General features: G+C 68.5%; 17 protein-coding genes. 14 read left to right on the top strand and 3 right to left on the bottom strand.

Going from position 1 to position 20,703, the window contains the following annotated elements; genetic code table 11:
* Positions 1-213 (bottom strand): acetyl-coenzyme A synthetase N-terminal domain-containing protein (locus ACL03I_RS23870; RefSeq protein ID WP_412806989.1); only part of this gene is annotated, 213 nt, incomplete at its 3' end.
* Between the two features lie 379 nt (positions 214-592).
* Between ACL03I_RS23870 and ACL03I_RS23865 the strand changes: the two genes are divergently transcribed.
* The 5 genes from ACL03I_RS23865 to ACL03I_RS23845 are packed head-to-tail and all read left to right on the top strand — an operon-like array spanning position 593 to position 6,583.
* Positions 593-2,182 carry a peptide ABC transporter substrate-binding protein gene (locus ACL03I_RS23865; protein WP_356963877.1) on the top strand — a complete coding sequence of 530 codons (1,590 nt, stop codon included), beginning with the start codon at positions 593-595 and terminating at the stop codon, positions 2,180-2,182.
* A gap of 54 nt (positions 2,183-2,236) precedes the next feature.
* On the top strand, positions 2,237-3,163 hold the full coding sequence (locus ACL03I_RS23860; RefSeq protein ID WP_355079253.1) for an ABC transporter permease: 927 nt from the start codon (positions 2,237-2,239) through the stop codon (positions 3,161-3,163).
* Positions 3,156-4,112: an ABC transporter permease gene (locus ACL03I_RS23855; protein WP_355079251.1), complete on the top strand. Its 957-nt coding sequence runs from the start codon at positions 3,156-3,158 to the stop codon at positions 4,110-4,112. The genes ACL03I_RS23860 and ACL03I_RS23855 overlap by 8 nt, the downstream gene beginning before the upstream one ends.
* A complete protein-coding gene (locus ACL03I_RS23850) occupies positions 4,109-5,785 on the top strand; it encodes an ABC transporter ATP-binding protein (protein ID WP_355079249.1) in 1,677 nt (558 codons plus the stop codon). Before ACL03I_RS23855 ends, ACL03I_RS23850 begins: the two co-directional genes overlap by 4 nt.
* Before the next feature lie 51 nt (positions 5,786-5,836).
* Positions 5,837-6,583 carry a Fic family protein gene (locus tag ACL03I_RS23845; RefSeq protein ID WP_364438310.1) on the top strand — a complete coding sequence of 249 codons (747 nt, stop codon included), beginning with the start codon at positions 5,837-5,839 and terminating at the stop codon, positions 6,581-6,583.
* 489 nt (positions 6,584-7,072) lie between these two features.
* Here the strand turns inward: ACL03I_RS23845 and ACL03I_RS23840 are convergent, their stop codons facing one another.
* On the bottom strand, positions 7,073-7,882 hold the full coding sequence (locus tag ACL03I_RS23840; RefSeq protein WP_412806988.1) for an HAD family hydrolase: 810 nt from the start codon (positions 7,880-7,882) through the stop codon (positions 7,073-7,075).
* Positions 7,883-8,425: 543 nt separating this feature from the next.
* On the opposite strand from ACL03I_RS23840, the gene ssd reads away from it, so the two are divergent.
* From ssd to ACL03I_RS23805, 7 genes are all read left to right on the top strand, one after another.
* Positions 8,426-9,535 (top strand): septum site-determining protein Ssd, encoded by a 1,110-nt coding sequence (ssd, locus tag ACL03I_RS23835; RefSeq protein ID WP_412806987.1) that lies wholly within the window; start codon positions 8,426-8,428, stop codon positions 9,533-9,535.
* A 10-nt stretch (positions 9,536-9,545) separates the two neighbouring features.
* Positions 9,546-10,730, top strand: coding sequence for a TadA family conjugal transfer-associated ATPase (locus ACL03I_RS23830; RefSeq protein ID WP_355079243.1), 1,185 nt, complete (start codon positions 9,546-9,548; stop codon positions 10,728-10,730).
* Positions 10,727-11,521 (top strand): type II secretion system F family protein, encoded by a 795-nt coding sequence (locus ACL03I_RS23825; RefSeq protein WP_412806986.1) that lies wholly within the window; start codon positions 10,727-10,729, stop codon positions 11,519-11,521. Before ACL03I_RS23830 ends, ACL03I_RS23825 begins: the two co-directional genes overlap by 4 nt.
* A 396-nt stretch (positions 11,522-11,917) precedes the next feature.
* Positions 11,918-12,541: a type II secretion system F family protein gene (locus ACL03I_RS23820; protein WP_412806985.1), complete on the top strand. Its 624-nt coding sequence runs from the start codon at positions 11,918-11,920 to the stop codon at positions 12,539-12,541.
* A 549-nt stretch (positions 12,542-13,090) separates the two neighbouring features.
* A complete protein-coding gene (locus ACL03I_RS23815) occupies positions 13,091-13,276 on the top strand; it encodes a DUF4244 domain-containing protein (RefSeq protein WP_355079276.1) in 186 nt (61 codons plus the stop codon).
* 38 nt (positions 13,277-13,314) lie between these two features.
* The gene (locus ACL03I_RS23810; RefSeq protein ID WP_355079237.1) at positions 13,315-13,629 is read left to right on the top strand and encodes a TadE family type IV pilus minor pilin; all 315 of its coding nucleotides are present in this window, start codon (positions 13,315-13,317) and stop codon (positions 13,627-13,629) included.
* Between the two features lie 163 nt (positions 13,630-13,792).
* The gene (locus tag ACL03I_RS23805; protein ID WP_364438321.1) at positions 13,793-14,140 is read left to right on the top strand and encodes an Rv3654c family TadE-like protein; all 348 of its coding nucleotides are present in this window, start codon (positions 13,793-13,795) and stop codon (positions 14,138-14,140) included.
* 291 nt (positions 14,141-14,431) lie between these two features.
* On the opposite strand, the gene ACL03I_RS23800 is transcribed toward ACL03I_RS23805, so the two are convergent.
* Positions 14,432-16,753 carry a DEAD/DEAH box helicase gene (locus tag ACL03I_RS23800; RefSeq protein ID WP_412806994.1) on the bottom strand — a complete coding sequence of 774 codons (2,322 nt, stop codon included), beginning with the start codon at positions 16,751-16,753 and terminating at the stop codon, positions 14,432-14,434.
* 499 nt (positions 16,754-17,252) lie between these two features.
* On the opposite strand from ACL03I_RS23800, the gene ACL03I_RS23795 reads away from it, so the two are divergent.
* Together ACL03I_RS23795 and topA are read left to right on the top strand one after the other, a co-directional pair.
* Positions 17,253-17,459, top strand: a complete 207-nt coding sequence (locus ACL03I_RS23795; protein ID WP_011206895.1) for a cold-shock protein — start codon at positions 17,253-17,255, stop codon at positions 17,457-17,459.
* Between the two features lie 321 nt (positions 17,460-17,780).
* Positions 17,781-20,681, top strand: coding sequence for a type I DNA topoisomerase (gene topA, locus ACL03I_RS23790; protein ID WP_459561387.1), 2,901 nt, complete (start codon positions 17,781-17,783; stop codon positions 20,679-20,681).
* Positions 20,682-20,703: the final 22 nt, after the last annotated feature.

Here is a 20,703-nt window from a genome sequence, read left to right as displayed (position 1 = left end):
TCCGCCGACGAACCATTTCGCCACCGGAGCCCCGCTCCAGTCCAGCACCTGGGTGAACGGTTCGTGCCAGTGCAGCCGCCCGGCCTGTTCGGCCCAGAACGCGTCGCGATCGGCCGCCGCCCGCTCGTAGAGTCCGGCGTCGGCGTTCGCCTGGGCGGCGAACTCCGCGTTCGGCGGATACGAGTCCCTGTGTTCGGCGCTGGTTTCGGTCATCTCGTCTCTTCTTTCCACGTAGCCTGAGCGCACGATTCGACGCAGCCGAGTTCGACAGTAATCAACTGTGACCCATGCCGCGTGCGGTGTGTCGATCGGGTTTCGCCCGCGTCACGCCGCCGCGCCTGTCCTCCCGCGGCGAAGGCGATGCTCCGGCCGCGCGCCGTTTCCGCACGAAACTCGGGGTGTTTCGGCGATGTTGCCGGATCGGTAACAAGTACAACGAACTCGGATCAATCAGGTGACAGTGCCCGCGCCGGTGGTTACTCTGCCAACCACACAGGGGGATCGCGTCGGCATGCGCTGACGGGCCTCCTGCGGGTGCCGATCGGCTACCCCCTTCTCGCACCGGGAGGACGCGTTGAAATTCCACAGAGCGATGGCGCTGACCGCGGCGGTCGTACTGGCCACGAGCCTCGGGCTGTCCGCATGTTCCTCGGGCGACGGCGCCGATGCCGACATCGTCACGGTCAACGGTGGCGAGCCGCAGAATCCGCTGGTGCCTACCAACACCAACGAGAATATGGGCGGCCGCGTGGTCGACCGGCTGTTCGCGGGCCTGAAGTACTACGACGGGAGCGGCAAGGCGCACGACGAGATGGCGGAGTCGATCCAGACCACGGATCGGAAGAGCTACCGGGTGACCATCAAACCCGGCTGGAAGTTCACCGACGGCACCCCGGTGACGGCGAAGTCGTTCGTCGACGCGTGGAACTACGGCGCGCTCGGCACCAACGCCCAGTTACAGAGCTATGTGTTCAGTCCCATCGTCGGTTTCGACGAGGTGTCCGCGGAAAAGCCTACGGCACAGACGATGTCGGGCTTGAAGGTGATCGACGACCGCACCTTCACCATCGAGCTGAAGGCACCCTCGATCGATTTCGAGACCGAACTCGGGTACGCGCCGTTCTATCCGCTGCCGGAGGCCGCGTTCAAGGACATGAAAGCGTTCGGAGAGAACCCGATCGGCAACGGCCCCTACAAGTTCGCCCGGTCCGGGGCGTGGGAGCACAACGTCAAGATCGATCTGGCGCCCAACCCGGACTACCCCGGCGGCCGCCCGGCCAAGAACAAAGGGCTGCGGTTCGTGATGTATCAGTCCTTCGACACCGCCTACGCGGATCTGCAAGCGGGCAATCTGGACGCGCTCGACACCGTGCCCGACAGCGCGCTCACCTCCTACGAACGGGATCTCGGTGACCGCGCGATCACCAAGCCGACCGCCCAGAACCAGCACATCGGCATCCAGTCCAACGTCGCGCACTTCGCCGGCCAGGAAGGGCTGTTGCGGCGCCGGGCGATCTCGATGGCGATCAACCGGGAACAGATCGCGCAGAACATCTTCCACGGCACCCGGATCCCGGCGCGCGACTTCACCGCGAGCACGCTGCCCGGCTTCGACCCGAACCTCCCCGGCTCGGAGGTGTTGAAGTACAACCCCGACGAGGCCAAGAAGGTCTGGGCACAGGCCGACGCGATCTCGCCGTGGTCGGGCCGCTACGAGATCGCCTACAACTCCGACGGCGGCCACCAGGCCTGGGTGGAGGCGGTGGCCAACAGCGTGAAGAACACCCTCGGCGTCGACGCCATCGGCGTGCCGTACCCGACGTTCAAGAACATCCGCGACGAAGTGAACGCGCGCACCATCAACAAGGCCTTCCGCTACGGCTGGCAGGGTGACTACCCGACCATGCTGCAGTTCCTCACTTCGCAGTACTACAGCTACTCCGACACCAACAACGTCGACTACAAGAACCCGGAATTCGACCGCCTGCTCGATGCCGCCTTGGCCGCGCCGAGCCAGGACGAGTCCTACAAGATCATCGCGCAGGCCCAGTCCCTGCTGATCAAGGACCTGGCCGACGTCCCGGTGTTCGACTACGTGGCCGCCGCGGGCCGCTCCGACCGGGTGCGCAAGGCCGAACTCGCCTGGAACGGACTGTTCGACTTCGAGAACATCGAGAAGTAGCCGCCGGCCGCCGGGCGTCCGGGTGACGCTCGGCGGTCCTGTTCAGGAGGCGAAATGGCCTGGTATGTCGGGCGGCGTCTGCTTCAGATGATCCCCGTGTTCCTCGGTGCGACCCTGCTCGTCTACGCACTGGTGTTCCTCGTCCCTGGCGACCCGATCCACGCGCTGGCGGGTGACAAACCCATGACGCCCGCGGTGGAGGCGCAACTGCGGGCGCGCTACCACCTCGACGAGCCGTTCCTCGTGCAGTACCTGTTGTATCTGAAGGGCATCGTCACGCTGGACTTCGGCACGGCCTTCTCCGGCAGGCCGGTGCGGGACGAACTCGCGCGTGCGTTCCCGATCACGATCAAGTTGGCCTTCATGGCGGTGCTGATCGAGTCGGTCTTCGGCGTGCTGTTCGGCCTGATCGCCGGACTGCGCAAAGGCAAGCTGTTCGACTCCGCGATGCTCGTGATCAGCCTGGTCGTGATCGCGGTCCCGGTCTTCGTGGTGGGCTTCCTCGCCCAATTCCTGCTCGGCGTGAAGTGGGGCATCGCGCCCGTGACGGTCTCCGGGAAGGCGACCGTCGGCGAACTGCTGGTGCCCGCGATCGTGCTCGGCTCGCTGTCGTTCGCCTACGTCCTGCGCTTGACCCGGAATTCGGTGGCGGAGAACATGTCCGCCGACTACGTGCGCACCGCGACCGCCAAAGGCCTGCGCAGGCCACGCGTGGTGACCGTGCACATCCTGCGCAACTCGATGATTCCGGTGGTCACGTTCGTCGGCGCGGATCTGGGCGCCCTGATGGGCGGCGCCATCGTCACCGAGGGCATCTTCAACATTCCCGGCGTGGGCGGCACGCTCTACCAGGCCATCACCAGGGGGGAGCCGCCGACCGTCGTCTCCTTCGTCACGGTGCTGATCGTCATCTTCCTGCTCACCAATCTGCTCGTGGACCTGCTCTACGCCGCACTCGACCCGAGGATCCGCTATGCCTGACCGCACCGAGGCCGCGAGTCCGCGCCGCGGCCAGGAGCATTTCGTCGCGCCGCCCGACGAGGTCGAGGTGCTCGCCACCGACGCCGTGCTGGATGCGGGCGCGCCGACCAGCATCTGGCGCGACGCGTGGCGGCAGCTGCGGCGCAACCCGATCTTCATCGTCGCGGCGGTGCTGATCGTGTTCGTGCTGATCGTGGTGATCTGGCCGGGGCTGTTCACCGATCAGGACCCGCGGTACTGCAACGGCGACTTCAGCATGGACCCGCGCGGCGCAGGGCACCCGTTCGGTTTCGACAAGCAGGGGTGCGACATCTACGCCCGCACCGTCTACGGAGCGCGGGCTTCCGTGCTCGCCGGAGTCGGCGCGACGCTGCTGTTCGTGCTGATCGGGGGAACGCTCGGCGCGCTGGCGGGCTTCTACGGCGGGCCGCTGGACTCGATCGTCTCGCGGGTCGCGGAGGTCTTCTACGCGATTCCGTTGATGCTGGCCGCCATCGTGATCATGCAGCTGCTGGACGCAAGGACGATCTGGACCGTGATCGTCATCCTCGCCTCGTTCACCTGGCCGCAGGCGGCGCGGATCGCCCGTAGCGCGGTGATCCAAGCGAAGAACAGTGATTACGTCACGGCCGCGAAAGCTTTGGGCGTCTCTCGACCGCAGACGCTTGTGCGCCACGTGTTGCCCAACGCGGCGGGACCGCTGATCGTGGTGACCACGCTGTGGCTGGGCGTCTTCATCGTCACCGAGGCGACGCTGTCCTATCTCGGCGTCGGTCTCCCGCGCACCGTGGTGTCCTGGGGCGCGGACATCGCCACGGGTCAGAAGGAGATCCGCACCTCCGCCATCCTGTTCTATCCGGCGACGGCGCTGGCGCTGACCGTGCTGAGCTTCATCATGCTGGGCGACGCCGTGCGCGACGCCCTCGATCCGAAGGCGAGGAAGCGATGAGCGAGGCCGACCGGCCGCTGCTGGAGATCACCGATCTGAACGTGAGCTTCACCGCCGACGGCAAGCCGGTGCCCGCGGTCCGGGACGTGAGCCTGTCGGTGTATCCGGGGCAGACCGTGGCCATCGTCGGGGAATCGGGCTCGGGAAAGTCGACCACCGCGCACGCGATCATCGACTTGCTGCCCGGCACGGGCCGGGTCACCTCCGGTTCGATCAGGTTCGACGGCAAGGAACTCACGGCGGCCTCGAAACGAGAGATCGTCGCGGTCCGCGGCAGCGGCATCGGCCTGGTCCCGCAGGATCCGATGTCGAATCTGAATCCGGTGTGGAAGATCGGTTTCCAGATCCGCGAGACGCTCGAAGCCAACGGCATCGCGAAGGGCAAGGCCGCCGAGAAGCGAGCGGTGGAACTGCTCGAGGAAGCGGGCATGCCCGACGCCGAACGCCGGGTGAACCAGTATCCGCACGAGTTCTCCGGCGGCATGCGCCAGCGTGCGTTGATCGCGATCGGCCTGTCCTGCCGGCCGCAACTGCTCATCGCCGACGAGCCGACCTCGGCGCTCGACGTGACCGTACAGCGGCAGATCCTCGACCATCTCGAGCGGCTCACCGCCGAACTCGGCACCGCGGTGCTGCTGATCACCCATGACTTGGGTCTGGCGGCGGAGCGTGCCGAACACCTGGTGGTGATGTATCGCGGCCGTGTCGTGGAGTCCGGGCCCGCTTTGCGGATTCTGCGTGATCCGCAGCACCTGTACACCAAACGGCTGGTGAGTTCGGCGCCGTCGCTGGCCGCGCAGCGGCGGTCGGCGGTGCGGCGCCGGGCCGAGATCCACGCGCAAGCCGTGCAGGTGGCGGCAGCCGACACGGTGGTGCCGGACGACGTGCTGGTAGCCGAGCGTCTGACGAAGACGTTTCACATTCGCGATCGCACGCCGTGGAAGTCGACCGAGTTCGTCGCGGTGGACGATGTGTCGTTCCGGCTGCGGCGCGGGTCGACCACGGCGATCGTCGGCGAATCCGGCTCGGGCAAGACCACGGTGGCGCAGATGGTCCTCGGACTGCTCGCGCCCACCTCCGGCGCCGTCACGTTCGACGGCAAGGACGTGACCACCCTGGACCGTAAGGAATCCTTCGCCTTCCGCCGCCGGGTGCAGCCGATCTTCCAGGATCCCTACGGCTCGCTCGATCCGATGTACACGATCTACCGCACCATCGAGGAGCCGTTGCGCACCCACCGGATCGGTACCGCCGAGGAAAGGGAGGCGACCGTGCGGGAACTGCTCGACAAGGTCGCGCTGCCTGCCGGTGTGCTGCGGCGCTACCCCAACGAACTGTCCGGTGGGCAGCGTCAGCGCGTGGCGGTCGCGCGGGCACTCGCCCTACGGCCCGAAGTGGTGGTGTGCGACGAGGCGGTGTCCGCGCTCGACGTGCTGGTGCAGGCCCAGATCCTCCGCCTGCTCAACGAGCTGCAAGCCGAGCTCGGGCTGGCGTATCTGTTCATCACCCACGATCTGGCCGTGGTGCGGCAGATCGCCGACGACGTGCTCGTCATGCAGCGCGGCAAGGTGGTCGAGGCGGCGACGACCGACGAGGTGTTCGACGATCCCCGGCAGGAGTACACGCGCAAACTGCTCGACGCGATACCGGGACGCGATCTGCTGGCCGGATAGCGAGCCGGGCGCGCGGATCGGTCCGCGCGAGCGCAAGTAGCCTCGTATGCCGTGACCGATCCGCTACAGCCCCTCGTCGATCTTCCCGGTGTCCGGGACGCGGCCGACCGTGCCCGCGACGCGCTCGCCGAGGTGCACCGGCACAAGGCGAACCGGCGTGGGTGGCCCACCACGGCGGCCGAGGCCGCGGTGCGTGCGGCCCGGTCCTCGGCGGCCATCGACGGCGGCAGCACGGACATTCCCGCCGACGGCCGGGTTGCGGACCCGATCCTGGCCGGCTCGCTGCGCGTCGGGCAAGCGTTGGACGGGGACGCGCTGCGGAATCTGGTGGGCACCTGGCAGCGTGCCCCGCTGCAGGCGCTGGCGCGGCTGCATCTGCTCGCCGCGGCCGATCTGATTCCGGAGCAAGAGGCGCTCGGCAGGCCGCGCGGCGACTCGGGCGTCGCGCAGCGGCTGGATCTGCTGGCGCAGACGGTGCTCGGTTCGCGAGCGCCCGCGCCGGTGCTCGCCGCCGTAGTACACGGTGAGCTACTGGCGCTGCGGCCGTTCGGCACGGCCGATGGCGTAGTCGCGCGGGCGGCCTCCCGGCTGGTCGCGGTGTCGAGTGGGCTGGATCCGCACAGCCTCGGCGTACCGGAGGTGTTCTGGTTGCGCAGGCGTCAGGCGTATCTGGACGCGGCCGCGGGATTCGGAACCGGGGAGGCGGAGGCGGTCGGCGGCTGGGTGATCCTCTGTTGCGGGGCGTTCGAGGACGGCGCGCGCGAGGCCACGTCGATCGCGGACTCGGCGGCGGGATAACCCCCGTACACGTCAAAGCGGGCGGCGTTGTCTCTCGACCTCACCGCCCGCTAGCACGGACTACCCGGTTACCAAGCGTGCTAGGTGGGTTGTGTTCTGCGGCCTCGGCGACAATCCGGACATCGGCCGGTTCATCCCCGCAACCTGTGCGAGGCCTTCGCCGTCGACTATCCGAATTTCGCAGGCCCACAACGCTTCTGCCCTTGTCGCGGCGCGCTCCGCGTGGGTGCCTGGTGCCCGTGCTGGGAAGAAGGGTCGGGAGACAGTGCCTTCTCTTCCGGTGCTGCCTTGGCCTTCCGTCCTTCCGTAGTTACCTTTCTACACCTGTGACTGCACTCACATCAAGGGATGCGAGAACATTGAACAATCGGCGTTTTTCTCGGCGTTTCGTGGTTAAATGCCTGGTCCGCAGCGCCATCGGTCAAGTTGGCTGAGTTAACGGCAAGCCGCTGGCGACCCGGATTGGACGGGCTGCTCGAGCGTCCGATCTCAGCGTCGGCGGCGCAGCATCCGGTAGCTGATCGCGCCGGCCACGACCGCGCTCAAGCCGACCGCCGCGGTGGCCGCGAGCGTCGTCGAGGACGGCGCTTGGAAGCGCGCCCACAGCGACACCGGGTTGGAGAAGGTCAGGATCGGCCAGCCCCGCGTGGTGGCCTCACGGCGCAGATTGCGATCCGGATTGACCGCAGTGGGGTGGCCCACCGCGCCGAGCAGCGGCAGGTCGGTGATCGAGTCGGAGTAGGCGTAGCAGCGGGACAGGTCGTACCCCTCGTCTGCGGCGAGTTTCTCGATGGCGGCGACCTTGCCCTCGCCGTAGCAGTAGAACTCGACCTCGCCGGTGTACTTTCCGTCCGCCACGACCATCCGGGTGGCGGCGGTATGTGAGGCGCCGAGCGCTTCGGCGATCGGGCCGACGATCTCCTCGCCGGAGGCCGAGACGATCACCACATCGTGCCCCCGGATCTTGTGGTCGGCGATCAAGTCGGCCGCCTCCGCGTAGATCAGCGGATCGACCAACTCGTGCAATGTCTCTGCCACAATGGATTTCACCTGCTCGACGTCCCAGCCCGCGCACATGCTGGTCAGGTGGGCGCGCATCCGTTCCATCTGATCGTGATCGGCTCCCGACAGCAGGAACAGGAAGTGGGCGTAACTGCTTTCCAGTACGGCGCGGCGGTTCAAAAGCCCCTGCGCGTAGAAGGGCTTGCTGAATACGAACGTGCTCGACTTCGCGATCACGGTCTTGTCCAGATCGAAGAAGGCCGCGACGCGTCCACCTGCAGTGGCTGACTTGTCCACCCGACCAGGATAGGCGGCGGTATGGTCTCCGCTCGGCCAGGCGTCAGGTGTGGTGCGGCTGCTGTGTCCCCGTGGTCGGTCCGACCGCGGGTTGTGGCAGCGCTCTCCGGCCACCGCGCCTGTTGTGTGGCCGTCCTGCCTTCGATCGGCCGCAGATGGGCGGCGGCTGCACCACGGCTGCCGCTGGTCGGCACGCGTGTTCCCCGCCGTGGCGCGGCTGCGGCCGGTGCGGCGATGAAGTTTGCCCCGCAGACGCCGAAGCCACGAGGGCCACAAAGATGTCCGTCGGCAGACTTGCGTGGTGGCCGGGGCTTAGGTGTAGTATTGCTGGCACCTGGACATGGTCCAGGCGCGTTCAGCCCGACCCCCCGGGGCTGAACCCCGACGGCCCCAGCCTCCTCCCCCCCCGGCTGGGGCCGTCCTCTATTTCAGGGACAGTGCGCTACGACATCGGGTTCGGATAGCTGTCCACAAGCCCGGAGTTGTCCACATTCGGCATATCGCCCCTTCTATCCCTGCTCCAGTTCCGCGACGCTGACCTGCATGAACCTCGATGCATCGGAGCCGATCGGGCCGACGCCCGCCCTTGTGCTCATCGATGACGACCGTCTGCGCGACGAAGTCCGGCGTATCGCGGCGGCCGCCGAACGGCCACTCGATGAGCGGACGCGACTCGTCGGCCGACATGCCTGGACCGGCGCTCCACTGGTCATCCTGGACACCGATACGGCACGCGAAGCGGCCGCCGCGGGCTACCTGCGCCGCGCCGGCGTCGTGGTGGTAACCGATGGTGAGCCAGGTTTGCTCGACTGGCAGGCCGCCGCCGCGGTCGGCGCGGAGCGGGCTATCGCCTTGCCCGGCGCGGCGGTGGGGCTCATCGATATGTTTGCTGAATACGGCGAGCAGCGTGCGGGTGACGGCGTGGTGCTCGCCGTCGTCGGCGCGGGCGGCGGGGCCGGTGCGTCCACCCTCGCCGTCGCGGTCGCGCTGCGCGCCGCCGCGGAGGGGTTCCGGCGCGAGACCTTGCTGGTCGATGGCGCACCCTTCGCGGGGGGTCTCGACCTGCTGCTCGGTGTCGAGAACGCGGCGGGCCTGCGCTGGCCCGACCTGGTGGTGGAGGACGGGCGCGTCTCAGCGACCGCGCTGCACGGCGCCCTACCCGTCGCGGCGCCCGGGCTCGCGGTGCTGTCCTGTGGGCGCTGCGGTGCGGGACGATTGCCACGTGAGCTCGGCGCGCCCGCGGTCCGCGCTGTCATCGAAGCGGGCCGTGTCGCAGGCGATTTCATAGTTTGCGATATTTCCGGTGAGCGCGGGCCGCATGCCGACCAGATGCTCGACTCCGCGGACCTCGTGGTTCTGGTCGTTCCGGCGCGGCTGCGTGCGGTCGCCGCCGCCGAAGCGGTGTCCGCCCATATCGCGCGGCGAAACCCGAACCAGGGCCTGATCGTTCGCGGTCCGGCGCCCGGCGGCCTGCGCGGAGCCGAGGTCGCCGAGGTGCTCGATCTCCCGCTGCTCGCCGCCGTTCGCGCCCAGTCCGGTCTCGCGCACCGGCTGGAGCGCGGCGGGATGTCGGTAGGCCGCCGCGGGCCGCTGCGTGATGCGGCCGACGCCGTCCTCGGCGTACTGAGTGCACCACCGGGACAACGGCGGTGAGGAGGGGGCGATGAGCGCGATACTGACCAGCGAGCTGCTGGACCGGGTGCGGGAGCGCCTGGCGGGCGAGACCGGCGACCCGGATCCGGCGCAGGTCGCCGCCGCGATCCGGGCCGAAGCGGGCGGGGTGCTCGGCGACACCGACCTGCTGCGGGCTCTGCGACTGCTGCAGACCGAACTCACCGGCGCGGGCGTACTCGAACCGCTTTTGCACGATCCGCGAGTGGCCGACGTCCTGGTGACCGGTCCGGACGCGGTGTGGATCGATCGCGGGCACGGTCTGGAGAAGACCTCGATCACCTTCTCCGACGAGGCCGCGGTCCGGCGGCTGGCGCAGCGCCTGGCACTGTCGGCGGGCCGCCGACTCGACGACGCACAACCATGGGTGGACGGTCGGCTGTCCGGAATCGCTGCGGCATCAGGGGATTCGTTCGGGGTCCGTTTGCACGCGGTCCTCGCGCCGGTCGCGCACGGCGGCACTTGTCTGTCGTTGCGGGTACTCCGTCCGGCCACCCAGGGGCTGTCCGCGCTCGCCGTGGCGGGCTCGGTGCCCGCCGACGCGAAGCTCCTGCTGGAACGAATCATCCGGGCGAGGCTGGCGTTCCTGGTCGTCGGCGGCACCGGAGCCGGGAAGACGACGCTGCTGTCGGCCCTGCTCGCCACGGTGGGCCCGTCCGAGCGGATCGTCTGCGTCGAGGACGCGGCGGAGCTCGCGCCACCGCATCCCCACGTGGTCCGGCTGGTGGCCAGGACCGCGAATGTGGAAGGCGTCGGCGAGGTCACCGTCCGTGACCTGGTCCGTCAAGCGCTGCGCATGCGGCCGGACCGGATCGTGGTCGGCGAGGTCAGGGGCGCCGAGGTGGTCGACCTGCTGACCGCGTTGAACACCGGACACGACGGCGGGGCGGGCACCGTGCACGCCAACTCGCCGCAAGAAGTCCCCGCCCGGCTGGAAGCCCTCGCCGCTCTGGGCGGCATGGATCGAGCAGCCTTGCACAGTCAACTCGCCGCCGCGGTGCAGGTCGTCCTGCACATGCACCGCCGATCCGACGGCTCGCGGGGGCTGCGCGAGGTCGGCCTCGTGCACCGCAACGGCGATGGGGCCGTGCGGATCACGCCCGCCTGGCATACCACGGGTGTGGCCCCCGCCGCCGCGGACCTGTCCAGCCTGCTCGCCGAACGGCTCGACCGTTGAGCGGCGCGCTGTTGTGTCTCGCGCTGGCGTTGGTCCTGGTTCCGGCGCCCCGGTCGCAGCGCCGGTTCGGACAGCTGTTCACCGCGCGCGTCGAGTACCGAATACCGGAGCGCGGCAGGCTGTTCCGCGTCTGTGCCTGCGTAGGCGTGGTGATCGTGCTCGCCGTCTTCGGTACGGGTGCTTTCCTCGCGGCCGGCCTGGTCGCCGGAACGGTCGGGCTACGGGCTCGCCGGGCGGTACGGGACCGGCGCGGGAAAGCCGAGCAAGGGTACCTACTCGATGCCTTGGAGGCTGTGATCGCGGAATTGCGCGTGGGGGCGCATCCGAGCGCCGCCGCCGAGGCCGCCGCACGTGAGGTGTGGGGCGAGTCGTCCCGCGCGTTCACCGTTGGCGCCGCCCGCAGCCGACTCGGTGGCTCTGCGGCCGAGGGTCTGCGCCGGCCGGATTCCCCGATCGCCGCGGAACTCGCCCGGGTCGCCGGGGCGTGGCAGGTGGCCGAGCAGCACGGCTTGGCACTGGCGGAGTTGCTGTCCGCGGCCCGAACGGATCTCGCGGGACGCATCCGATTCCACGGCCGCACCACCGCCGCGCTGGCCGGCGCACGGGCCACCGCCGGTGTCCTGGCGTGTTTGCCGCTCCTCGGCATCGCCCTCGGCCAAATGATGGGCGCCGCGCCGCTGCACGTCCTGTTCGCCTCGTCCGCGGGGGCGGTGCTGTTGCCGGTAGGCGCGGGCCTGGCCTGCGCGGGCCTGCTGTGGACCGATGCCATCACCCGAAAGGTGCTGATATGAAGTCTTCCTCGATGGCTGGTCGCGGCCGGCCAAAGCAGTTGTCGAACTCGAAGCCGGTTGCGATCGGCGGGGAGAGGCGGTTTGCGCGCACGCCGGTTCCAAGGGTCGTGTGTGCCGTAGTCGCAGGCGGTGCGGCCCTGCGAAGCCGCCGCCCGGTCGGCGATCCAATCGGACTGCAGCGCACGGCGGATGCACACCACCTCGACGGCGCGTTCAACCCTGACTACCCGCAGACCGGCCGAATCTACGGTCGCGCTGCTGAGCGACGACGGGTCAGCCTCATCGGTCCGCTCTTCGGCGACGGCACGCAGGTGAGGCGTGGTGTGCCGTCGTATGGCCCGACTGTGGGCCGTGCACGAGGTCATCGCACAACAGGATCGCTGAGGAAGGCTGCTGATGGCGTTCACTTCTGGTGCGGCACTGCCGTTGCTGCTGATGGCGGCCGCACTCGCATCGCTGCCGGGACGAGTGGCCGTGAGCAGGCGGTTGCATGCCCTCGGCCGGACGCGCAACGCACCGGCCGAGACGCCGCGCCGGGTGAACCGGGAGACCGATCCGCTGGCTGTCGCCTCGGTGCTCGACCTGCTGGCCGCCTGCCTGCGTGCTGGGCTTCCCATGGCAGGGGCGGCGCGCGCCGTGGCGCAGGAGGCGCCGGAACCACTCGGCGAAGCACTGCGACGGGCGGCGGACCTGCTCGCGCTCGGTGCCGACGCGGCCACGGCCTGGCACCAAGTGGCGCGGGATGCGAAGGGGCGCCCAGGAGCCGACGAGATCGAGTCGCTGGCCCGGATGGCGCGCCGTTCGGCGCGGTCCGGATCGTCGCTGGCGGCAGCGGTGATGGAACTGGCCGAGCAGCGCAGGGCCGCGGTGGAAGACATCGCGGCCGCGAAGGCGGAACGCGCGGGCGTCCTGATCGGCGGCCCCTTGGGGCTGTGCTTCCTCCCGGCCTTCGTCTGCCTCGGCATAGTGCCGGTGGTCATAGGCTTGGCGAGCCGAGTCCTAGGCGGTGGGCTGCTGTAACTCCGCACCAGGCAGTGGCCACGCCGCCCATGGTGTCCGCACGGAAGCGTTCACGCCGGGTTTTCGCGCAGGTTCGGCGGACCGTGACCGGGCGGCCCGCGCTCGCGGACCCGCCTGGAATCGCATCGGGAGAACAGCGGACGGCCGGGCCCACGTCGTTCACGAGAGCGCGTCAGGTGGGTCGCTCGGAGCCCCCGCACCGTCGCTGCCGCCACCGGTCGGGAGGAAGGCCGTCGCGGGGCTGGTCGGTCCGCCTATGGCCCGGCAGCTCGGCGGTGTGCCACGCACTCGGCGCTTCGGTGGCTGCTTGGCGTGCTGAGCCGTATCCAGCGTTCGGTCGCTCATGGAACCCGTCGCTGCCGCTGATCGGCACCCGTCGGCGGTTCGTCGTGGACCGAAGCGAAAGCGACCGTGCTCGGGCGGCAGCGTCGCGCACTGCATCGGAGGAAGCGTGCTCGTGCGGACCGGCCGCACGGGCCGGGAAGGAGGAATCGGGTGCGTATCCAGGGGGTTGTGAGGTCCGTGGGCCGCAGGGTGCGGGCTGTATATATAAGCCTGCGTGCGCGGGCGCTGCGGGCGATGGTCGCGGAGGACGGCATGAGCACAGCGGAGTACGCGATCGGCACGATCGCGGCGGCGGCCTTCGGCGCCGTGCTGTACGGGGTGGTGACGGGCGACAGCATCGTGAACGCGCTGACGAAGATCATCGACCGGGCACTGAACACATCGGTGTAGCTGTCGCCACACCGTGGCTCGGCGACGATCGGGGAGGGGTGACGATCGAGGCCGCGCTCGCCCTGACCTCGGTCGTCGCTACCGTCGTGCTCTGTCTCGGGGCCCTGCTGGCGGCATCGACCCAGGTCCGCTGTGTCGATGCCGCCGGCGAGGCCGCCCGCCTCGCCGCGCGGGGCGATCACGCGAACGCCCGCCCGGCGGCGGAGCGCATCGCCCCGCCGTCGGCCGACATCGCACTCCGCACCGAGGGCACTCGTGTGATCGCCGTGGTTTCCGCGCGGACCCCGCTTCTGCCGCTGCTCACCCTCCGCGCGGAGGCGGTCGCGACCCTCGAGCCCGGAGCCACCGAATGAAGGCGGTGCCGATGGTGGCCTGGCTTCTCGTGGGCGGCGGTGCCCGTCACGGTCGGATTCCGGTTCGCGACGCTGCCCGGAGCGAGACGTGACAGGGAACGGTGAGCGGGTTCCGATCAGCGAGCGCAGCCCGAGGCGTGTCCCTCGCATGCTGCGGGTTCGGGTGAGCGACGAACAGGGGTTGGCCACCGTGTTCGCTTGCTTGGCGCTCGCGGCCCTCATCGCGGTGACGCTATTGATCGCGCAGGTGGGGGCCGTGGTGGTGGCGCGGCATCGGGCGCAGGCGGCCGCCGATTCGGCGGCACTGACCGCGGCGGGAGCCTTGGTCGATGGCGTCGATGTCGCATGTGCTGAGGCGGACCAGGTGGCACGGCGGATGGGTGCGCGAATCCGTGTTTGCGAGGCGGTGGAGTGGGACGCCACGGTGGCTGTGGAAAGGAATGTACCAATAGGTCTGTACGGCGATCGGATCGTTCGGGCGAGCGCACGGGCCGGACCGGTTGAAGAGTGATGGAGTTCGATACACAGTCGGCCCCGCGTCGCTTCCAGTGGCGGAAATCGGAAACTTAACTGGCGGGTTTAAAAGCGGACTCAGGGAAATGCCCGCGCGGACCCGGGATATCTAAAAGGGAGGAATGCGCATGTCCACAAACGATGAAGTGGCAATAGTCTAGTTAACATGAATCTAATCCTCTTTATTCGACCGGGGTGAAGCGGCGGCATTCCACTGGGAGGTCTCCCAGCCCTCCCAGCGTGTGCGCTGGCAAGGTCGACAATTGGTCACGTGTCCGGCTCTGCGCCGTCACGAATCGAGCGGCGCGTCCGCACCAGCGGACAGTTCGGCGAGTACGGCGGTGAGCAGGCGCGCCGCTGCCGCCTTGTCCAGTGGGTGGTTCCCGTTGCCGCACTTGGGTGATTGGACGCAGGAGGGGCAGCCCGCCGCGCAGCCGCACGACTCGATGGCCGACAAGGTCGCCGTAAGCCACTGGCGCAGTTGGGCGAACCCGCGCTCGGCGAATCCCGCCCCGCCGGCTTGGCCGTCGTAGACGAAGACGGTGGGCAGTCCGGTATCCGGGTGCTCGGCGGTGGAGACACCGCCGATGTCCCACCGGTCGCAGGTCGCCACCAGGGGCAACAGCCCGATCGCCGCGTGCTCGGCCGCGTGCAGCGCCCCGGGGACGTCCTGGGGCGCGATCCCCGCCAGCGCCAGCAATTCCGGTGTCACCGTGTACATGACCGCCCTGGTCGGCAGTGTCTGCGGCGGCAGGTCGAGTTCCACCAGGTCGAGCACTTCGCCGGTGAGCAGCGTGCGCAGATAGCCGATCACCTGGCTGGTGACCCGCACCCGGGCCAGGCCGGCCGTCACGTGACCGTGGGCACGGTGCTCGGTCACCGCGTCGATCACGATCGAGGTCACCTGGCGCGCACTGGTGGTCCACCCGGGCTCGGCGGTGTGCACGAAGGCCACGCCGTCAACGAGATCCAGCTCGTCGACGACATAGGTCTCGCCCTGGTGCAGGTGCACGGCGCCCGGGTGCAGCGTCGCCCTGGCCCGCCCCGCATCGGCGGTGCCGAGCAGCCTGCCGGTCTCGCCGTCCACGATGGCCACCGGTGCGCCGATTCCGCCCCGGACGTCCACCGCGTCGTGCGGTTGCGTCTCCGCGGTCACGTACCAGCGCGCGCGATCTCCCGTTCCACGCCGCCTGATCAGTCCTTTCACGGTCAGCTCGGCCAGTACTTCACGGGCGCCCAGTTCGTCCACCTCGGCGTCGGTGAGCGGCAACTCCAGCGCGGCGCACAGTAGTTGCGGACCCAGCACATAGGGGTTGCGCGGGTCGGTGATGGTGGCCTCGATCGGCTTTCCGAGCAGCGCTTCGGGGTGATGGACCAGGTAGGTGTCCAATGGATCGTCCCGCGCCACGAGCAGCACCAGTGACCCTTGGGTGCGCCGTCCCGCCCGCCCGGCCTGCTGCCAGAACGACGCGACCGTTCCGGGAAAACCCGAGATGACCACGGCATCCAGTCCCGCGATGTCGACGCCGAGTTCCAGTGCGCTGGTCGTCGCGGCGCCGAGCAGCGATCCGTCCGACAAAGCGGCTTCCAGCTCACGCCGATCCTCCGCGAGATAACCCGCCCGGTAGGACGCCACGCGTGCGGCGAGGTCCGGATCGACCTCGCCCAAGAGCCTTTTGGCATCCATCGCGGTCAGCTCCGCGGCTCGGCGGGAGCGCACGAAGGTCAAGGTCCGCGCGCCTTCGGCCACCAGATCCGCCATGATCCGCGCCGCCTCCGCGGTGGCGGACCTGCGCACCGGCGCACCGTTCTCGCCGGTCACGGCGGTGAGCAACGGTGGCTCCCAGAGCGCGATCGTCCGCGGTCCCTGCGGCGATCCGTCCCGAGTGACCGCGGTGCACGGCGCGCCGATCAGGCGCGACGCGGCCTCCGCCGGTTCGGCGGAGGTCGCCGAGCAGAGCACGAACACGGGATCGGCGCCGTATCGTGCGGCGATCCGCCGCAGCCTGCGCAACACCAGCGCGACGTGCGAGCCGAAAACACCGCGATAGGCGTGGCATTCGTCGACCACCACGTAACGCAGCCTGCGCAGCACCCGCGCCCAGCGCTGGTGCGATCGAAGTATGCCGAGGTGGAGCATGTCCGGATTGGTGAAGATCCAGCGCGCGTTGGCGCGTACCCACTGCCGGATCTCGGCAGGCGTATCGCCGTCGTAAGTGGCCGGATGTATATCGCGCAACGGACCTTCGTGGGTGAGTTCGCCGACCGCGCGCAGCTGATCGGCGCCGAGCGCCTTGGTCGGCGACAGATACAACGCGGTGGCCTTCGGATCGGCTTGCAGCGTCGTGAGCACCGGAAGCTGATAGCCGAGCGATTTGCCCGAGGCGGTCCCGGTGCTCACGACGACGTGCCGTCCGCGGAACGCCTGCTCCGCGGTGTCCACCTGATGCCGCCATGGCGCCGCCACGCCTGTCTCACGCAATGCCGCAATCACTTCCGGCGATGCCCAGACGGGCCATTCGGAGTGTTCGGCGGCTCGTGCGGGCAACTCGGCCACGTGCGTGAGCCGGGGGTCGCCATCGAGGCCTCCGGCTAGGACACGATTCAGCAACGATGTCCCGTAGCCGAGCTCGGTTCCCGGCCGCCCGCGCAGCGCGAAGTCGGGCGGATTCACGATCGGAACCCCGCAACACGCTCGGGGAGTGTGAAACGTGTGTGTCCGGGAACCTCCACCTGCCTTTTCGATACCAAATAGCGACCTGGGTCACAGCTTCTTTGCTGAACGTCGACTCGGTTATCACCAGGCAAACGAACCCCAAGTCTGGATTCCGCCATTGTGTCCCTCACCTGCGCATTCGCAAGATCAACTTTTTTGCAAATTGTCGGTAACTCGACTGTTGAATTGCCCGAAGACATGGTTCACTGGTTCCTGGTCGCAAGCTTCTGTGTTCGAGGGACGGATCCAAAGTCCAAACCGTCAGCAGGATCGATGTTGCGAACGGTGTGCTTGGTGCTTTCCTGCAGGGGGAACCAACAGTACAGCGGTCACAACGGACCCGGTGGACGAACCCAGTTGTCCGCCGTTCCGGTAAGAAAAGAGAAGGAACAGAATGGCACAGGGAACTGTGAAGTGGTTCAACGCGGAGAAGGGGTTCGGCTTCATCGCGCCGGAGGACGGCTCCGCTGACGTCTTCGTCCACTACTCCGAGATCCAGGGTTCGGGTTTCCGCACCCTCGAGGAGAACCAGAAGGTCGAGTTCGAGGTCGGCCAGGGCACCAAGGGCCCGCAGGCCACCGGAGTGCGTGCGCTCAGCTGAGCGGCGCAAGGATCCACAGCTCGTCCCTCACCACCGGCAACGGGGTGAGGGACGAGCTATATCTGGGGTAGTCACGGCCCGCGTGCGCCGGCGGAACGGTCCGCCGAGCATGCCGCGGCGCAGGTGTGGCGAAACGGCAAGGCATACTGATTCGAACTCGCGGGCGTACGCTCGGTGGTTCGAGTCGCAAGCACTCGACCACACGCGGCGTCACGGTATAAACGTGTCTGGTGCGATGTTCAGCCGTCGCAGCCGCTCACCCCAGCCGCGCGCAGCGGGAAAAGACGCAGCGCGGGTCGATCAGGAAAGGTGTATTCGCCGGTGGCAACACGAGACCTCGGTGCAGCCGACCAGGGCCGTCCCCTGCGTCGTCTCGTGATCGTCGAGTCCCCGACCAAGGCCCGCAAGATCGCGCCGTACCTCGGTCGTAACTACACGGTCGAGGCGTCGGTCGGCCATATCCGGGATCTGCCGCGTGGTGCGGCCGATGTCCCGGCCAAGTACAAGGGCCAGTCCTGGGCGCGTCTCGGCGTGGACGTCGACAACGACTTCGAACCCATCTACGTCGTGAGCCCGGACAAGAAGGCCAAGGTCACCGAGCTCAAGAGTCTGCTGAAGGACGCCGACGAGCTCTACCTGGCCACCGACCCCGACCGCGAGGGCGAGGCGATCGCCTGGCACCTGCTGGAGACGCTCAAACCCAAGGTGCCGGTCCGGCGGATGGTGTTCCACGAGATCACCGAGCCGGCCATCCAGGCCGCCGCCGCGGACACCCGTGACCTCGACAACGATCTGGTCGACGCCCAGGAGACCCGCCGCATCCTGGACCGGCTCTACGGCTACGAGGTCAGTCCCGTGCTGTGGAAGAAGGTCATGCCGCGGCTGTCGGCCGGTCGCGTGCAGTCGGTGGCCACCCGGGTGATCGTGCAGCGTGAACGCGAGCGGATGTCGTTCCGTTCGGCCGAGTACTGGGACATCGCCGCCAAGCTCGACGCGGGCAACGGCCAGGCGAGCGACGCCACCAACCCGAGAACCTTCGGCGCGCGACTGGTCACCGTCGACGGCGCACGGGTCGCCACCGGACGCGATTTCGGATCGGACGGACGGCTCAAGTCCACCAACGGCGTCGTCGTGCTGGACGAGGGCTATGCGCGGCGGCTGGCCGAGGCGCTGGACGGCGCCGACCTGGTGGTCTCCTCGGCGGAGGCCAAGCCGTACACCCGCAAGCCCTATCCGCCGTTCATGACCTCGACGTTGCAGCAGGAGGCGGGGCGCAAACTCCGTTTCACCTCCGAGCGGACCATGCGGGTGGCGCAGCGACTGTACGAGAACGGCTATATCACTTATATGCGCACCGACTCGACGACGCTGTCGGAGTCGGCCATCGCGGCGGCGCGCGCGCAGGCGACCCAGCTCTACGGCTCGGAGTACGTGCACCCGACCGCGCGGCAATACAACCGCAAGGTGAAGAACGCGCAGGAGGCGCACGAGGCCATCCGTCCAGCGGGCGACACCTTCGCCACGCCCGGCCAACTGCACGCGCGGTTGGACAACGACGAGTTCCGCCTCTACGAACTCATCTGGCAGCGCACGGTCGCCTCCCAGATGGCCGACGCCAGGGGCACCACGCTGACGTTGCGCATAACCGGCGTCGCTGGCACCGGCGAAGAGTGCGTTTTCTCTGCTTCCGGCCGCACCATCACGTTCCCCGGCTTCCTGAAGGCCTATGTGGAGAGCGTCGACGAGGAGGCGGGCGGCCAGTCCGACGACGCCGAGTCCAGGCTGCCCGCACTCGAGGAAGGCCAGGCGGTCACCGCGGTCGAGCTGAATCCCGATGGGCACAGCACGAATCCGCCCGCGCGCTACACCGAGGCGTCGCTGATCAAGACGCTCGAAGAGCTCGGCATCGGCCGCCCGTCGACGTATTCGTCGATCATCAAGACGATCCTCGACCGCGGCTACGTCTACAAGCGCGGCAGCGCACTGGTGCCGTCGTGGGTGGCGTTCGCGGTGATCGGCCTGCTCGAAGAGCATTTCGGCCGACTGGTCGATTTCGACTTCACCGCCGCCATGGAGGACGACCTCGACGCCATCGCCGGTGGCCGCGAGCAGCGCGGAAACTGGTTGTCCAGCTTTTACTTCGGCGGCGATCACGGCGTGGAGGGCTCGGTCGCGCGGTCCGGCGGTCTGAAGAAGATGGTGGGGGAGCGGCTCGATGACATCGACGCCCGCGAGATCAACTCCATCAAGCTGTTCAGCGATGCCGCCGATCGAGACGTCGTCGTCCGGGTCGGCAAGTACGGTCCCTATTTGGAGCGGATGGTCACCGATCCCGATGACCCCGAAGGCAACGCGGTGTCTCAGCGGGCCAATCTCCCCGACGATCTCCCGCCGGACGAGCTGACCCCTGAGGTCGCCGAGAAGCTGTTCGCCACTCCGCAGGAGGGCCGTTCGCTCGGCGTCGATCCCGAGTCGGGGCACGAAATCGTCGCCAAGGAAGGACGTTTCGGTCCGTACGTCACCGAGGTCCTGCCCGAACCGCAGGCCGAGGAGGGACAAGAGCCCGCCAAGAAGACCGCGAAGAAGGCCGCGGCGCCCAAGCCGCGCACCGGTTCGCTGTTCAAGTCCATGGATCTGGCCACCATCACACTCGACGACGCGCTGAAGTTGCTGTCGTTGCCGCGCGTGGTCGGCACCGACCCGGCCAGCGGCGAGGAAATCACCGCGCAGAACGGACGTTACGGGCCGTACCTGAAGAAGGGCACCGACTCGCGTTCGCTGAACACCGAGGATCAGATCTTCACTGTCACGCTGGACGAGGCGCTGAAGATCTACGCCGAGCCGAAGCGCCGTGGACGGCAGGCATCGAGCGCCGCTCCGCTGCGGGAACTCGGAAACGACTCCGCCACCGGCAAGCCGATGGTGATCAAGGACGGCCGCTTCGGCCCGTACGTCACCGACGGCGAGACCAACGCGACACTGCGCAAGGGTGATGAGATCGAATCGATCACCCCGGAGCGGGCGATGGAACTGCTCGCCGACCGGCGTGCGCGCGGACCGGTGAAGAAGACCGCCAAGAAGGCCGCGGCGAAGAAGGCGCCCGCCAAGAAGACCGCGGCGAAGAAGACCGCCGCCAAGAAGGCGACCACCACCAAGACGGTGGCCAAGAAGACCACGGCGCAGAAGGCGGCGGCGAAGAAGACCGGCGTCGGGAAGTCGTGAGTTCCCGGCTCGTGGCCACAGC

The organism is Nocardia sichangensis (assembly GCF_047200615.1).
In the GTDB taxonomy this organism is placed as follows: domain Bacteria; phylum Actinomycetota; class Actinomycetes; order Mycobacteriales; family Mycobacteriaceae; genus Nocardia; species Nocardia sichangensis.
This window is presented reverse-complemented; position numbering and strand designations above follow the sequence as displayed.

Bases quoted from the DNA above. Each gene is read 5' to 3' on its own strand.
- ACL03I_RS23865 (WP_356963877.1), top strand. From the start codon at position 593: ATGGCGCTGACCGCGGCGGTCGTACTGGCCACGAGCCTCGGGCTGTCC.
- ACL03I_RS23860 (WP_355079253.1), top strand. From the start codon at position 2,237: ATGGCCTGGTATGTCGGGCGGCGTCTGCTTCAGATGATCCCCGTGTTC.
- ACL03I_RS23855 (WP_355079251.1), top strand. From the start codon at position 3,156: ATGCCTGACCGCACCGAGGCCGCGAGTCCGCGCCGCGGCCAGGAGCAT.
- ACL03I_RS23850 (WP_355079249.1), top strand. From the start codon at position 4,109: ATGAGCGAGGCCGACCGGCCGCTGCTGGAGATCACCGATCTGAACGTG.
- ssd (WP_412806987.1), top strand. From the start codon at position 8,426: ATGAACCTCGATGCATCGGAGCCGATCGGGCCGACGCCCGCCCTTGTG.
- ACL03I_RS23830 (WP_355079243.1), top strand. From the start codon at position 9,546: ATGAGCGCGATACTGACCAGCGAGCTGCTGGACCGGGTGCGGGAGCGC.
- ACL03I_RS23820 (WP_412806985.1), top strand. From the start codon at position 11,918: ATGGCGTTCACTTCTGGTGCGGCACTGCCGTTGCTGCTGATGGCGGCC.
- ACL03I_RS23795 (WP_011206895.1), top strand. From the start codon at position 17,253: ATGGCACAGGGAACTGTGAAGTGGTTCAACGCGGAGAAGGGGTTCGGC.